This window comes from Marinobacter daepoensis DSM 16072, from assembly GCF_000421165.1.
GTDB classification, from domain to species: domain Bacteria; phylum Pseudomonadota; class Gammaproteobacteria; order Pseudomonadales; family Oleiphilaceae; genus Marinobacter; species Marinobacter daepoensis.
The window spans coordinates 237,739-252,309 of the sequence record NZ_ATWI01000008.1 but is presented as its reverse complement, the minus strand read 5'-3'; the positions used below and the strand labels follow the sequence as shown (position 1 = coordinate 252,309).

Genomic DNA, 14,571 nt, shown 5'->3' with positions numbered 1-14,571 from the left:
TCCAATAACGTAAATCTTCAACAGGATGGCCGGGTCAGCATGTAGATGGCTACGCCCAACAGAAAAAGCCCGGAAACCGACAATACAAACGCAGAAGCCCCCAGCCACACCATGGAACTCCAGCTCAGCGCCATCATCCCGATGGCAAGAATCTTGGCCTTGCGAGGAATCGCCCGACGTAACCGCCAATGCCGGATGGCAGGGCCGAAAGAAGGATGCTGCTCCAGCCACAGGGCAAACGCCGGAGATCCTTTGCTGGCAAAAAAGGCGGCCAGAATAACGAAAGGGGTTGTCGGCAGCAGCGGAAGGACGACTCCGGCAACGGCGATCCCCATACTCATATACGCCAGAATCCGGAAACCGGTTCTGCCTGGTTGTATACCCATGGCACGGGCCTCTTGAGCGCGTGTACCTGCGTTAATTCTACCGTGATTCAGTTCACAGGTCTCCCCAGTTTACTGAGGAAGGCCAGGCGCGCGACATACGCAATTTTCACCCCGACCGCAAACAACAAGGTGCCAATGTGGGCCAGTATCTGGATTGCCATCGGAAATCTGGTAGCCAGTGGATAAGCCATAAGAACCGTCAGCATCAGCCCGAACAGACTGATAACCACCCCGGTATTGGCACGGGCCAGCCATTTTTCATAAAGCCACATATTAACCTCCCGAAAGCTCATCACTTTCATCAGAACTACTTCTGCCACTAACTTTTGACACCCTAATAACATTTATTCTATTTGCATGTTATAGAAGATTAAACACCAAAAGGCAAGAAAACCAGAGATACTACCCGAGGGGTATCGGAATCCGGGGCGCGGTTTGCCATACTTGGCCTAAACTTATGGTGTTCATGCAACAGGACTTCGCGTTAATGCCCAAGACCCGACTGACAGACCGCTTCGGCCGCACCGTGAACTACGTCCGACTGTCGGTGACTGATCGCTGCGACTTCCGCTGTGTTTACTGCATGGCGGAGGACATGACCTTCCTGCCCCGCCAGCAGGTACTCACTCTGGAGGAGATCGCCCGGGTTGCCCGTAATTTTGTTGCACTGGGCACGGAAAAAATCCGTCTGACAGGCGGCGAGCCCCTGGTGCGCAAGGACATTCTGGAACTGGTTCGGGAAATTGGTACTTACGGGCTGCAAGATTTCGCCATGACCACCAACGGCAGTCAGTTGCCCGCCATGGCAGACGCGCTTCGCCAGGCTGGACTGCACCGCTTGAACATCAGCCTGGATTCTCTGGACGCCAGTAAATTCCGCACCATTACCCGTACAGGAAACCTCAGCCAGGTTCTGGATGGCATTGATGCCGCCCGGGATGCCGGTTTCCGCCGTATCAAACTGAATGTCGTGGTCATGAAGGGTCGCAATGACGAGGAAGTCCCGGCATTGATCGAGTTCGCCCGCCGGAAGCAGGTAGACATCAGTTTCATTGAAGAAATGCCACTGGGGCAGATTTCCGAGCACGATCGAGGCCTGGCTCTGTGCACCAGTGATGAGGTTCGGGCACTCATCCGGCCACACCATGAGCTGATTCCCACTACCGGGGATTCCGGCGGACCAGCCCGCTATTATCGGATGCCCGACAGCGGGACCCGCGTTGGTTTTATTTCACCTCACTCCCATAATTTCTGCGCCACGTGCAATCGCGTGCGGGTGACGGTAGAAGGCCGCCTGCTGCTGTGCCTGGGGAATGAGCATTCGGTGGATCTGCGGCGGGTGCTGCGCGGCCACCCGGTAAGCGACGACAAGCTGCAGGAGACCATCATCAATGCGATGGACCTGAAACCGGAACGCCATCACTTTTCCAGCAAGGGGGACGTTCAGATTCTTCGGTTTATGAACATGACCGGAGGCTGACACCGCTTTCGCCATCCATGGCTCCGAAAGCGTTCGAAAGGCGGCAGAGCGTGATTAATGCGTCATAGCGCCGCTATCATGAGCGTCGACCATTCCTGCACCATCCCTTACCTCGTGGCCCTCGTGCATACCTGCCATATCATGCATTGCCATGCCGCTATTCAGGTGTTCCAGCGTGATATCTGAAAATGACAGGACCTCCCCGCCATGATCCGCGGCAAAATCGACGGCATCGGTTTCAGTTGCGAACGACGCCAGAGTTGGCCCCATCGCACCGTTAAGGCTTGACCCGACCACGTAAAAGGCTTTACGGGCATCAATCAGGTGGGTGTCGTCCGGGTGCTCCCAGTGAGTTTCCGCCATGTTGTGAACGTAAAGCGTGTGGTCCCGGTTCTCATTTTCCGGCTGGAGGAACCAGGCGAACATGTCTTTGGTAGAGCAGAACTTACGGATATCCTGCTCTCGCTCGGTAAACGCCTGCCCCTTAGGGCCGGGAAAATGAGTGATCGCCATGCCGCAGACATGGCACTCATCGCCGGATTCAAAATGGACGGGCGCGGGTCTTTCAGCGCGTTGCGGCGCATCCTCAGAACAACCCGCCAGGGTCGCAACAACAAGAAAGGCAACAATCCATTTAGTGATGGGGTATGTCATGATCCTGAGTCTCCGGTAACAATCAGATGTTTCGGTTTTTGAAGAGAAGCAACGCACCCGTCAGCGGAACCACGCACCAGAGCACAAGACCAATCCAGAGTCCTCCTGCACCAATGGGCAGATCGGCGCCCAGACTAAGCACTCCACTGAGCTGGCCGCTGTCTCCGAAAGCGACAATGTTCAAAAGACGGTAGATATCGGTCGGGTTAAGCATCAGGAACCACGGCAGCAACTCCGGATTCAGCTTGCCCTCACTCGCCACCAGGGTCCCCAGCAGCACCAGATCAAAAATCAGCACAAAAAAGAACCAGATGGCAAGGGCCAGCCCGGCCGCAACGGGTTTCTCACTGACCCGTACGCTGACCAGGTACGCCAGTGCAATAAACCCCCACCCCAGCAACACGGTGGAGCCGACAAAACGCCCCATGGCCACGGCCAGGGCGCCGATGGCCACGCCATCCACCAGGAGCGCAATGGCGACGCCCGCCACGCCAAACCCAATCAGGGTGGCCAGTGCCAGCGTCAGACCATGCCCCAGGAATTTACCCAGTAACAGCTGGTTCTTGCTGAGCGGGTAGGTCATCAGCAATAACAGAGTGCCTCCTTCTTCTTCCCCAACGATGGCATCGTACGCCAGAAGCAACGCAATCAGCGGGATCAGAAAGATGCCCAGGCTGGCAAGACTGGCAATGGTCGCCGGGGTGGAGGCGTACCCCACCTGCCCCGAAGCCGCTGCCCCGAACCAGGCGATACCCAGAGCAAGAGTCGCAAACACCAACGAGATGGCAACCAGCCACCGGTTGCGAAAGCTGTCGCTGAGTTCCTTTCGGGCAATGGTCCAGACTGCGTTCATTGACTACCTCCACGGTGCGCCAGGCCACCCGAACCGATAAAGTGCACATAGATATCTTCGAGGCTGGGCTGGTGGATACCCAGATCCGCCACTTCGCCAGACGTCATCAATGTTTTGATCAGGGCCATTTTTTCCTCAGGCCTCACATCAACCAGCAGGCGCCCATGGCGTGTCTTTATCATCAGACCTGCCCGAGAGCCCGCCTGATCGATGGCTTGCTCCACCGCAGAAAGGCTGTTCGCAGGCTCAATCGTCAACGTCACCGGCATGTTTGCCTGGCGCCGCAACGATGGCAGATCCCCGGAAGCCTTCAGAGCGCCTTCGGTCAGGATGGCCGCGCGGTCGATGTAGGGCTCCACGCCTGGCAAAACGTGCGAGCAAAGGACGATACCGGTGCCCTCATCCCGTAGCCGCCGCAGCAGCCGATAAAGGTCGGCCGTTGCCACCGGGTCCAGACCAACCGTTGGTTCGTCAAGCATCAGTAGCCGGGGCTTGCCCAACAGGGCCTGAGCCAGTCCCAGCCGCTGGCGCATCCCCTTGGAATAAGTTTTGGTGCGCGCGTCCATGGCATCCCCCAGCCCGACCTGTTCCAGCAATTCGGGCACCTGCTTCAGGGGTGCGCCTTTCAGGCGGGCAAAATGGCAGAGAATCTCACGGCCTGTGAGTTGCGGGTAGAACATCACGTTCTCGGGCAGATACCCAATGTGCTGGGTAACCTGAGGATCACCGGCCATACCTTCCAGCACAGAGACCTTGCCCTCCGTTGGCTGCATCAGGCCCAGAATCAGCTTGATTGAGGTGGTTTTGCCTGCCCCGTTGTGCCCGAACAGCCCCAGAATCTCCCCCGGCTCCAGCCGAAGATCTACCCCGTGCAACACCGCAGCCTTGTCATACCGGTGGCTGACGTTCTCCAGTCGAAAACAGTTCATCGGATCTCCGCTTGCAGGTGGTCGGGTATGCGCATCAGAGGATGGGGGTCACTCACCCCCGCAGACTTCACTACCGGGAAGGCATCCTGCACCCAGCGCAGGGTGTCGACGGCAGGGCTGAACATCAGCACCTTGGCTTCCGGGTACTTCCACAACAACCGGTCAACGTTATCGTTTGGCTCATAGGGCACGTCACCCAATCCGTCCTGATTGCGGTCCCACCCCAGATAATCACTCCAGTAGTTGCCCTTGCCTGCTTCAGCCCATGATTGAGTGCGGGTGGCCACGTACTTCACCTGACGCTGATTTTCCACAAACGCATTATTGAATACTCGGTTTTGCTCGGAACCTGCCGTCAGGTGGATGCCGATGTTACTGTGGCCGAAATAGTTCCCTTCGAAGGTGTTGTACAGCGAGTTATAGATGAACACCGCCTTACCCTCGGCACCGGAAATCACCACCCCGGCACTCTGCCCCTGAGACACTCCGGTGACCACGTTATTACGCAACTGCGAGTTGGTAATGAAGTTCATCAGAATGCCGTAGTTTTCGTCATTCTCTGATCGATTATTAATTACTTTCAGATACTTACTCTGCATCAACGCATAGCCGGTGCGCGTTCTTCGCGTCACATTGTTTTCCAGCAGGTTGTGCATCGAATACATGTAATGAATGCCGTAGCGGAGATCGCTCATGACATTGCCACGAATGGTATTCTGGTTTGCCGTTTCGATGTAGATGGCGTCCCGGGTCTGACTGATATCGTTGTCTTCAATCAGTGCCCCGGTGGTGTTGAACAGGTGTATCCCGTTTCCCCGGTCCTGCGACCGCAAGCTCGTTTCTCCCCGAATGTGATTGCTCCGCACAGTCACCTCCGGCGTCGCGTCCAGCCACACGCCAAACGCCGGCCCCTGCAGCCGGTTGTTTTCAACCACCGCACCCTGCGCTTCCCGGGCGACAAAGATTCCGGCATCAAGCTGGTTCAGGTCCTTACCCCAGTTGCGCACCTCGCAACCAGAAAACGTCACGCTCTCTGCCTGAATTTCAACCGCATTACCCTTCCCGGCACCATCAATCACGGTTTCCCGGCCACAGGACACGGAAACCCCCGGCACCCGGATAATCAACGGCGAAAGCGGTTCGGAAGGAAGCACAAACGACGCTCCGGGCTCCAGAGCATCCAGTTGGTCTTGCAGGCTGGCACTTGCAGTCAGCGAAATCAGAGCGACTGACAGGGCCACCCCATAACGCATTATCTGATACATCAATAGATCTCGAAAACGTGACAGGCAACCTGGAGCCCCGTATACGGGACTCCAGGCCAGGTAACGTGCTATCAGGCCTTTTCGACGAGCATCCGCCCGCCCATCTCCATATGGAGCGCATGACAGAACCAGTTACAGTAGTACCAGTAAACCCCAGGCTTACCTGCGGTAAAGGTAACCGACGAGGTCTGCTGCGGGCTGATTTCCATGCTCACACCGTGGTTCACCATACAGAAACCGTGGGTTACGTCCTCAACCATATCCAGGTTGGTCACGTACACCGTTACCTGATCACCTTCCTTCACCTTAAACTCGGTCATGCCAAATTGCGGCGCAACCGAGGTCATGTAAACCCGCACCTTGTTGCCATCACGGATCACTTTGTTGTCAGATTCCAGAGTCACCCCATCCTTTTTGGCCTGAGCCCGGGCACCAGCAAAGAACGGATCGTCACGTTCGTAAATCTTCTTGGTTTTGATCTGATCACGACGCACCAGAATGCAGTCATGGGGCTCAGCAAACGTCGGGCCATCGTGAACCAGCTTCATTTCCTCTCCGGAAATATCAATCAGCTGATCGTTCTCCGGATGCAGTGGGCCGACCGGCAGGAAGCGGTCTTTCGAGAACTTGGACAGAACCACCAGCCACTTGCCATCGGCATCCCGGGATTCCGTCAGGGACGCATGGTTATGACCCGGCTGATAATGCACATCCAGTTTCTGACGGATGTAGTTCACCTTGTCGCCATTGTAATGCTTGATGGCATCGGCAATGTTCCACTTACACACCTGGCTGTCGATAAACAAGGTGGTGTACGCATTGCCGCGCCCATCAAACGTGGTATGCAGCGGCCCGAGACCCAGCTCTGGCTCCGCGACGACGGTGTCACGCAGTTCGATCTTGTCGTCGAACAGGGCGTCCAGCTTGTCGATGGCGATCACCGAGACCGTCGGAGACAGTTTGCCGTTGGCAATGAAATACTTTCCGTCTGGCGAAGTGTTCAGGCCATGCGGGTTCTTCGGCACCGGGATGTATCGGGTGAACTCGGATTTACCCCGGCCGTCCACGACCGGCACCTTGGAGTCACCGATGGTTTTGAACTTACCGGCCTTCACCGCAGCGGCAATACGCTCCACGTTGAACACCACCACCCAGTCCCGGTCGTTGCGCATGGTGCCGGCCAGATCCAGGGCCCGCTCGGAGTTGTAGCAGGTAGACGCCGCGTACTTACCGGTGTAATCGGCATCCGTGTTGTCGAGGTTACCATCAACAATCACCTGCCAGGCCACCTCCATGGTTTCCGCATCCAGCGCACTGAACATGGTGTAGCTGTTTTCCAGGCTGAATTCCTTGCCGTCGTTCGGCTGGGGAATCACAAATTCCGCGTTACAGAATACGTAGTTGGTCTTGGGCACTTTCTGCAAACGCAGACCGTGAATCGCCTGAACGTTCGGAATGTGGGTAATCTTGTCCGTCTTCATGATGTCCAGACGGATACGGGCAACCCGGGTGTTGGCCTTGTCGTTGATGAACAGGTACTTGCCATCGTAACGACCGTCGGTCATGGAAATGTGCGGGTGGTGGCAGTCACCGTTGAGATACTGCTGGTCGCCGCCCAGGATTTCCTTACTTTCGTTGGTAATCCCCCAGCCTGTGGCTGAATCCACGTTGAAGACCGGAATGCGCATCAGCTCACGCATGGACGGTACGCCCAGAACACGAACCTCGCCCTGGTGACCACCGCTCCAGAAGCCGTAGTACTCGTCCAGCTCACCCGGGCCAACGTGTACCTTGTTACGGGCTTCTTCGGCGGCGGCTGCCCACGCTTCCCGCGACATGACCGAGGTGCCCAGACCGGTGGCACCGGCAACACCGGCCAGAGCGGCCGCACCCATGAAACGACGACGGCTCAGGCCGCCTTCAGGGACCTCCGGCGCGTCTTTGGTCAGATCATCTTTTTTCTTCATAGCATCCCACTCCGTTATTGGTTATGGCGGTTATTGCTTCTCATGGCTTTCCGGGGCCTTATGGATGGCTCCTCGGGACGACTCAGTTCACCTGGACCACCGGAATTTCCTCTGGATGGCCGGGCGCATTGTGACCACGGCGCTTGCCGCGGCGTTTAACAATCAGCGGCGGGCACTTGTGGTCGTCGAAATAGGTCATCTGACAATCCAGGCAGTAATGGCACTCCATGTAATTGATGTGCCCATCCGGATGAATGGCCTGCACCTCACATTCCTTGTCACACAGGCGACACGGATTGCCGCATTCCTTGCGGCGTTTGAGCCAGTCGAACACCCGCAATTTGGTAGGCAGAGCCAGGGCAGCGCCCAGCGGGCACAGATACCGGCAGTAAACTTTGCGGGTGAAAACGTTGATCACCAGCAACAACGCCGCGTAGGTGACAAATGGCCAGCTTCGATCAAAGTGCAGGGTGATGGCGGTCTTGAACGGTTCCACCTCAGCCATGCGTTCGGCGGTGGCCATGGATTCGAGGGAGACCCCAAACAGCACCAGCAGGATGATGTATTTGATGGCCCACAGGCGTTCATGCCAGGCAAAGGGAACGGTGTATTGCGGCACTTTCAGTTTGCGGGCAATCTCATTGATCAGCTCCTGCAGAGCGCCGAACGGGCACAGCCAGCCACAGTACACCGCCCGCCCCCAAAGCAGGACGATGCCCGCCACCACGGCCCAAAGCACGAACATGATGGGATCGATCAGAAAAGTTTCCCACTTGAAACCGCTGATCAGGCTGTTCGCAAAAGTCAGCACGTTCACGATGGACAGCTGCCCAAGGGCATACCAACCGATAAAGAACAGGGTGTAAACCAGAAAGCCGTGACGAATCCATCGCATCATCCGGGGCTTCTGAACCAGCCAGTCCTGAAAGAACAGGATGAAGAGCAATACTGCAATACCAAGGCCCAGAACGATGACCTGGAACTGTTTCTGATACCAGACCTGTACCCAGAGTGGCTGAGTCTCAAGCCACTCCTCTTCAGTCAGAACCGGTTCGGGACGAGTGTAATACGGGTCCGGCAACTGGTACTCCAGAGGAAATACCTGAAACTCACTGTCGAGTGGACCGGTCTGGCGCTTGACCGTCAGTTCGAGGGTCCAGGGCGTGCCCGGATCGAAACCGTACTGCTGGCGTACAATAAAGATCGCCATCTCGGAAAACGCGGGCATTCCTCCGGCATAGACATCGCTGAGCCGATGAAAGTCGAGGTCCCGGAAATTGAAGGTGTCGCCGAACTGACGAATCTGAACCCGGTCAAAGATACCTCCGCGCACATAGCCGGAGCCTTTGAACGAATACTCGCCATTGGCCATCACTGCAATCGCGTGTTCACCGTCTTTAAGCTCGGACCTCAGCCACTGGTACTGGCTTTCACCCAGCAGATTGCGGCCAATGGTCGGAACATCCAGGTAGGCGGCATACAGGTCAATCAGAACGTCATCCCGGTCACCGGGGGCCGCCGTTTCAATGCCTTCAGCCGGCGTACCCACGAACGAATCATCCACCTGACCTTTGGTCAGCCTCAGCCTGCGAACCGAGCCGTCACCGGTCAGTTCCTGCCATGTTCTTTCCTGGAACGCATCCCGTTTCACTTCAGCTCTGGGAGGGCGACTGCTCTCGCCACCCTCAATCAGGCCAATTTCGACACCAACACGGTGCGCCGTGCGCATGATGACTTCATTGATCACCATCACCGTTACGGTGGCGCCAGACAGACCATCGACAGCCACCTTCCGCTCAGTGGACGTTCCGCCCACAGTGACCCGCTGATCCACCTTCAACCCGGTGTACTGGTCGGTGAATTCGTGCATTTTGCTTTCTGGAATGCCAACCAGCAGGATCGGCTCATCGTGGTGGATCACCCTGGCTGCGCGGATCTCACCTTCCGTGTCCAGCACAACCATGGCGTTCAGAGGCTTACCCGAGTACGCCGGTGTCTGCACAAAGTCCAGAGACTGGTAGGCGTAGCCCAACCGTTCGCCACCGGCGTAGATCTCCTGAATGGCCCGATTATTCTCAACAGGCCGGAGTTCCGTTGCGTCAGGAAACACCTGCTCTATGACCTGGCGCCCGGCGGGCGGCGTATACTCTGACACGGGCTGAGCCCAGGCCAGAGAGACTGCAAACAACAAAAGCACGGAAAGCGCAAAACGACTTAGGTTTTTCACTACAACTCCCGGGATCCTTTGGACTAAAACAAGGGTCGTCCAATTTTGAGGAAAATCAAATACCTCTTAGAGGATAGATTCGAGCGGGTATGGCAACCTTGAGTTCAGTCAAGGCGGATAGCGTGGCCCGCAGGATTAAGAGGCAAATAGTTGCCCACATGCCCAAGCCGGATACTCTCCACCATCATGGTCATGGGCTGTCTGGCTTCATCCGGAGACGGGGCAAAGCCGCCACGGCCTGACATGGCGGCGACGAACACCATGTCCCACGCCTGGCCGGTCGCACGGGATTCTTCAACGAGAAGGTCAAACGACGGCGCCTCTTCGGGAGTCTTATCCACACAGATAACCGGTGTCAGTGCCCCACCCTCACCTCTCTCGAAGGCATCGCATTGCTCCGTTGATGCGTCATCCGGCAATTCGGCTTTGCAAAACACAAACAACAGGCGCTGTGGCTCAGGTTCTTTACGACTGGCCAGAACAAGATCCCGGTAACCGCTGATCATGACGTTCCCCAAACATTCGAGGCTTGAAAAAATGGGCCCGAAGGCCCGGCGAGGTCATTGGCTGATGGCAATCAGCCGCTGAGGGTCAGAAATCAAGAGCCTGCTGCGATTGACCCGAATCAGGCCGTTGGACTTAAGATCCGCCAGAATCCGGGAAAAGGTCTCGGGCTGCATCGCCAGGCGCGAAGCCACCAGGCACTTGGGAAGCGGGAGCTCTACCTCCCCGCCTTCTTCTGCTCCATTGGGCAGCAGATCAATCAGGTATCGGATAAGCCGGTCACGCGCATTCTGTACCGTCATGATTTCCAGATCGTGGAAGCGGGTAACCGCGCGCTTGGCATAGTGGCTGAGCGCAGCCTGAGCGTATTCCGGGTTGTGATCCAGCAAATCCCGATAGGCTTTGACCGGTATCATGAGGACTTCACTGGATTTCAGCGCTTCGGCGTAGCAGGCGTATCTGGGGGGATCTGCGTAGATCATGACTTCCGCAAAACAGTCCCCCGGGGCGATGCTGTCGAGAGTGCGGTCGACCCCGGAAGAATCCAGCCGGTACAACCGAAGCCGGCCGGAAATCACAAAGAAAAAGTGATGCGCCGGCATGTCCTGGCGATAGAGCAACTGATGATGCCCCAACCGTAGCCTGCGGGATTGCTGGATCAGGCTGTCCAGATCTTTGGGACGCAGACTCCGGAACATGGCGTGGCTGCGCAGGGCCTGAAGGCTGTCTTCTTCGTCCAGCGGTTTATTAATGGCCACCAGGACCGGTTTGGTATATCTCTGTTCAACGGCTTGTGTCATGGCCATGGGTGTATCCCCCGCGCATATTCATGCATTCCAAATCTTGTTTTTAATACTAGAAGGATACGGGCGAAAAATCGCTCCCCCGATGGGGGTATCCTTGAGGTTATGTGTGAACAATTGACTTAACTCAACGGTTCGCTTTGCTAACCAACCCGGTACCCTCACTGCATCAACGGCGAGCCGGGAAGCGCCAGGTCTACTCCGTCCACTCCGGTTTCTGCAGCCAATACCTGAAGGTATTGCCGGAAGGCCCGGCGGGTCACACTCTCGCTGAGGTACCGGCGAATGTTTGGTTTTGCGTGTTCATAGGGCAGGCGCTCGCCGTCAATTCGCTGGTCAACCCGAACGATGTGCCAGCCGTAGCGGCTTTCAATGAGTTCCGGGTGCAGACCTTCATTCAGGCTCAGGACCGGACGCTCAAACTCTTCCACTGTCTGACCTTTGCTGATCTGACCGAGGCTGCCACCCTGATGCCGGGACTCGCAGGCGGAGTATTGCTTCGCCAGATCAGAAAACCGGGACTGGCCTGCAAGAAGGGAAGACAACAGGCGCCTTCCGGCCTCCTCCTGGCGAATGCGTTCTTCAATGTCATCGGGTGCGGCAGCCAGAAGAATGTGGCTCAGAGCCATGAGCGTCGGGCTGCAGAACCGGTCGGGATTGGCCGCGTAGAACCGCTGACAGTCCTGCTCACTGGGGGCAGGCACCTGAAGCTCCAGTTCCAGGAGTTGGGCCAGCCGTTCTTCTTCGTCGTCGATATCGTTCAGATTCAGGCGACACGCCTGTTGCAATAACAATTCACGGATGACCAGACTTCTGGCGGCTTCGTGCCAGGCCTGCGCCAGCGCCTCGGCCGGGTGATGCTGCATTTCCCGCGCGATGGCTTCTTCGTGAATCCGGGTATCACCGACGTAGACAGGAGGGAACTGGTTTCTTGGTTTGCCGGCTTCGCCGGTAGGGATAAGCTGCATGGATCTACCTGCCCGATGATTCTGTTCACTTGGCGACAAGTTAAACAGGATTCACGGGGAGAATCGCTTCCTCATCGGAGGTAGATTGAGGTTAAAAACGGGGTATCCTGTGGGCCCATACGGCCCGGTAAGATACCGGTGCCGTATGGATACCCCCGGGTGGTTCAGCGTGCCCGCTCGCGCAGGACCTGTGCCGCCGCCACCGTATTTTCCAGCGCCGGAATCACTTCTTGCCACTGGCGGGTTTTCAGCCCACAGTCGGGGTTGACCCACAGTCGCTCAGCCGGAATGCGCTCAGCGGCCTTGGTCATCAGTTCAACGATCTGCTCAACACTGGGGATGTTCGGTGAATGTATGTCATAGACTCCGGGGCCGATGTCGTTCGGATATTCAAACTTCTCGAACACATCCAGCAATTCCATGTCAGAACGTGACGTTTCAATGGTAATCACGTCTGCATCCATGTGCGCGATGGACTCAATGATGTCATTGAATTCGGAATAGCACATGTGTGTGTGAATCTGAGTCTCATCTTTCACCCCGTTAGCAGCGATCCGGAACGACTCCACCGCCCAGTCCAGATAGCTCTTCCACTCCGACCGGCGCAGAGGCAACCCCTCACGCAAGGCAGCTTCGTCGATCTGAATGATGTTCACCCCGGCCGCTTCCAGATCCTGAACTTCCTGTCGTACCGCAAGCGCCAGCTGCAGGCAGGATTGGCTTCTGGGTTGGTCGTCGCGTACAAACGACCAGTTCAGGATGGTAACCGGGCCGGTCAGCATGCCTTTCATGGGTTTGTCGGTCAGAGACTGAGCGTATTTGATCCAGTCAACGGTCATTGCCTTCGGACGGCTGATATCTCCGAACAGGATGGGCGGCTTGACGCAGCGGGAGCCGTAAGACTGAACCCACCCGAACTGGCTGAATACATAGCCGTCCAGCTGCTCGCCGAAATATTCCACCATGTCGTTACGCTCGGCTTCGCCGTGCACCAACACATCAAGCCCCAGTTTCTCCTGCTCGCGCACCGCCTGCTCAATTTCCGCTTTCATGCTGGCGGTGTAGTCCGCTGCCGGGATTTCCTGCTTTTTGAACGCCAGACGCGTCTTCCGAATCTCTGGCGTCTGCGGAAAAGAACCAATGGTGGTTGTCGGGTACAGCGGCAGATTGAGCCGGGCACGCTGTTTCGCAACCCGCGCGGCGTACGGGCTCTGGCGCTGCCCCAAAGCAGCCGTAATATTCTGAACCTCCGACTTCACGGCCGGGTTGTGAACCCGCTCGGAGCCGGTACGACTGTCTATCGCGGCCTGGTTGGCAGCCAGATCGTCGGCAACCGCGTCGTAGCCTTCGTTGATGGCGCGGGCAAGAATGGTCAGCTCCGCCAGCTTCTGTTTGGCAAAGGCCAGCCAGCTTCGAATATCACTGTCCAGTTTCACTTCACTGTCCAGATCAACGGGCACATGCAGAAGCGAGCAGGAAGGGGCCAGCCACAACCGCTCACCCAGCTTCCCGGCAATCGGATTCAGCCACTCCAGCACCCCGTTCAGATGGGTCTTCCAGATGTTTCGGCCATCAATCACCCCCACAGACAGCACCTTGTGCTGGGGCAGCCAGTCAACCACCTTGGCAACTTCCTCACGGCCACGCACCGCATCAACGTGCAGGCCGGCAACCGGCAAGTTACAGGCCAGCTGCAGGTTTTCCTGAAGGGTTCCGAAGTAGGTGGCCAACAGCAGTTTCGGACGATTCGCTTTCAGGGTGTGATAGGCCGTCTCGAAGGCATGTTTCCAGTCGGCATCCAGTTCCATGACCAACGCGGGCTCATCGATCTGTACCCATTCCGCCCCGGCATCCGCCAGTTTTTCCAGCAGCTGACTGTACACAGGCAACAACGCCGACAGCAGGTCCAGGCGGTTTGAATCGTCTTTTTCTTTGCTCAGCCACAAATAGGTAACCGGACCAATGATCACGGGCTTGGCAGGGACCCCGGCAGCCTGAGCCTCCGCCAGCTGCCCCAGGAGACGATCGGCGTTCAGAGCGAAGGTCGTACCGGCGGTGACTTCCGGAACGATGTAGTGATAGTTGGTATCAAACCACTTGGTCATCTCACCCGCATGGACACAATGACACCCTGAATCTTTGGCAGACCGGCCACGAGCCACCCGGAAATAGTTGTCCAGCTCACTGCCTTCAAGCCCTTCAACCCTGGCAGGCAGATTGCCCAGGGTAAAACTCATGTCGAGCACCTGGTCATAAAGAGAGAAATCACCCACGGGAACCAGATCAAGTGCGGACTGCGCTGCCCAGTTTTCAGCCCGCAGGTTCTTTGCCTGAGCCTGCAGCTCTGCTTCCGACTCAAGCCCTTTCCAGAAGGCTTCCTGAGCAAATTTCAGTTCGCGCTGTGCGCCGATACGGGGATAACCGAGGTTATGAATTAAAGCCATGATTCTTACCTTTCACATGAATTCCTTGATAGTGAAGGCAGAATAAAGGGATTCAAAAATGAACAAAAATGGTTTATTTTCACCGATCCAT

Annotated in this window: 13 protein-coding genes; 1 reads left to right on the top strand and 12 read right to left on the bottom strand. The window is 56.7% G+C overall.

The window, feature by feature from the left end; all coding sequences use genetic code 11:
- Positions 1-17: 17 nt before the first annotated feature.
- Both K325_RS0101695 and K325_RS0101690 read right to left on the bottom strand, forming a co-directional pair.
- The gene (locus K325_RS0101695; RefSeq protein WP_029652520.1) at positions 18-386 is read right to left on the bottom strand and encodes a YbaN family protein; all 369 of its coding nucleotides are present in this window, start codon (positions 384-386) and stop codon (positions 18-20) included.
- Positions 387-433: 47 nt separating this feature from the next.
- Positions 434-706 (bottom strand): hypothetical protein, encoded by a 273-nt coding sequence (locus K325_RS0101690; protein ID WP_228128366.1) that lies wholly within the window; start codon positions 704-706, stop codon positions 434-436.
- 167 nt (positions 707-873) lie between these two features.
- Between K325_RS0101690 and moaA the strand changes: the two genes are divergently transcribed.
- On the top strand, positions 874-1,866 hold the full coding sequence (moaA, locus tag K325_RS0101685; RefSeq protein WP_029652518.1) for a GTP 3',8-cyclase MoaA: 993 nt from the start codon (positions 874-876) through the stop codon (positions 1,864-1,866).
- A gap of 54 nt (positions 1,867-1,920) precedes the next feature.
- Here the strand turns inward: moaA and K325_RS0101680 are convergent, their stop codons facing one another.
- The 10 genes from K325_RS0101680 to metE all read right to left on the bottom strand — a co-directional run bounded on the left by K325_RS0101680 (position 1,921) and on the right by metE (position 14,480).
- Positions 1,921-2,520, bottom strand: a complete 600-nt coding sequence (locus K325_RS0101680) for a nitrous oxide reductase accessory protein NosL (RefSeq protein ID WP_029652517.1) — start codon at positions 2,518-2,520, stop codon at positions 1,921-1,923.
- 22 nt (positions 2,521-2,542) lie between these two features.
- The gene (locus K325_RS0101675; RefSeq protein ID WP_029652515.1) at positions 2,543-3,373 is read right to left on the bottom strand and encodes an ABC transporter permease; all 831 of its coding nucleotides are present in this window, start codon (positions 3,371-3,373) and stop codon (positions 2,543-2,545) included.
- The gene (locus tag K325_RS0101670) at positions 3,370-4,302 is read right to left on the bottom strand and encodes an ABC transporter ATP-binding protein (protein ID WP_029652514.1); all 933 of its coding nucleotides are present in this window, start codon (positions 4,300-4,302) and stop codon (positions 3,370-3,372) included. The genes K325_RS0101675 and K325_RS0101670 overlap by 4 nt, the downstream gene beginning before the upstream one ends.
- Positions 4,299-5,567 (bottom strand): nitrous oxide reductase family maturation protein NosD, encoded by a 1,269-nt coding sequence (locus K325_RS0101665; RefSeq protein ID WP_036192844.1) that lies wholly within the window; start codon positions 5,565-5,567, stop codon positions 4,299-4,301. Before K325_RS0101665 ends, K325_RS0101670 begins: the two co-directional genes overlap by 4 nt.
- Positions 5,568-5,638: 71 nt before the next feature.
- Complete coding sequence (nosZ, locus tag K325_RS0101660) at positions 5,639-7,534, bottom strand: TAT-dependent nitrous-oxide reductase (protein ID WP_029652512.1); 1,896 nt, start codon at positions 7,532-7,534, stop codon at positions 5,639-5,641.
- Positions 7,535-7,616: 82 nt separating this feature from the next.
- Positions 7,617-9,731 carry a transcriptional regulator NosR gene (gene nosR, locus K325_RS0101655; protein WP_420835443.1) on the bottom strand — a complete coding sequence of 705 codons (2,115 nt, stop codon included), beginning with the start codon at positions 9,729-9,731 and terminating at the stop codon, positions 7,617-7,619.
- A 134-nt stretch (positions 9,732-9,865) separates the two neighbouring features.
- Positions 9,866-10,267, bottom strand: coding sequence for a hypothetical protein (locus K325_RS0101650; RefSeq protein ID WP_029652510.1), 402 nt, complete (start codon positions 10,265-10,267; stop codon positions 9,866-9,868).
- Between the two features lie 54 nt (positions 10,268-10,321).
- Positions 10,322-11,071 carry a Crp/Fnr family transcriptional regulator gene (locus K325_RS0101645; protein WP_029652509.1) on the bottom strand — a complete coding sequence of 250 codons (750 nt, stop codon included), beginning with the start codon at positions 11,069-11,071 and terminating at the stop codon, positions 10,322-10,324.
- Between the two features lie 158 nt (positions 11,072-11,229).
- Positions 11,230-12,036, bottom strand: coding sequence for a peptidylprolyl isomerase (locus tag K325_RS0101640; RefSeq protein WP_029652508.1), 807 nt, complete (start codon positions 12,034-12,036; stop codon positions 11,230-11,232).
- A 164-nt stretch (positions 12,037-12,200) separates the two neighbouring features.
- The gene (gene metE / locus K325_RS0101635) at positions 12,201-14,480 is read right to left on the bottom strand and encodes a 5-methyltetrahydropteroyltriglutamate--homocysteine S-methyltransferase (RefSeq protein ID WP_029652507.1); all 2,280 of its coding nucleotides are present in this window, start codon (positions 14,478-14,480) and stop codon (positions 12,201-12,203) included.
- Positions 14,481-14,571 lie beyond the last annotated feature (91 nt).

Bases quoted from the DNA above. Each gene is read 5' to 3' on its own strand.
- K325_RS0101650 (WP_029652510.1), bottom strand. From the start codon at position 10,267: ATGATCAGCGGTTACCGGGATCTTGTTCTGGCCAGTCGTAAAGAACCT.
- K325_RS0101670 (WP_029652514.1), bottom strand. From the start codon at position 4,302: ATGAACTGTTTTCGACTGGAGAACGTCAGCCACCGGTATGACAAGGCT.
- metE (WP_029652507.1), bottom strand. From the start codon at position 14,480: ATGGCTTTAATTCATAACCTCGGTTATCCCCGTATCGGCGCACAGCGC.
- K325_RS0101640 (WP_029652508.1), bottom strand. From the start codon at position 12,036: ATGCAGCTTATCCCTACCGGCGAAGCCGGCAAACCAAGAAACCAGTTC.
- K325_RS0101695 (WP_029652520.1), bottom strand. From the start codon at position 386: ATGGGTATACAACCAGGCAGAACCGGTTTCCGGATTCTGGCGTATATG.
- K325_RS0101645 (WP_029652509.1), bottom strand. From the start codon at position 11,071: ATGGCCATGACACAAGCCGTTGAACAGAGATATACCAAACCGGTCCTG.
- moaA (WP_029652518.1), top strand. From the start codon at position 874: ATGCCCAAGACCCGACTGACAGACCGCTTCGGCCGCACCGTGAACTAC.
- nosZ (WP_029652512.1), bottom strand. From the start codon at position 7,534: ATGAAGAAAAAAGATGATCTGACCAAAGACGCGCCGGAGGTCCCTGAA.
- K325_RS0101665 (WP_036192844.1), bottom strand. From the start codon at position 5,567: ATGTATCAGATAATGCGTTATGGGGTGGCCCTGTCAGTCGCTCTGATT.
- K325_RS0101675 (WP_029652515.1), bottom strand. From the start codon at position 3,373: ATGAACGCAGTCTGGACCATTGCCCGAAAGGAACTCAGCGACAGCTTT.
- K325_RS0101680 (WP_029652517.1), bottom strand. From the start codon at position 2,520: ATGACATACCCCATCACTAAATGGATTGTTGCCTTTCTTGTTGTTGCG.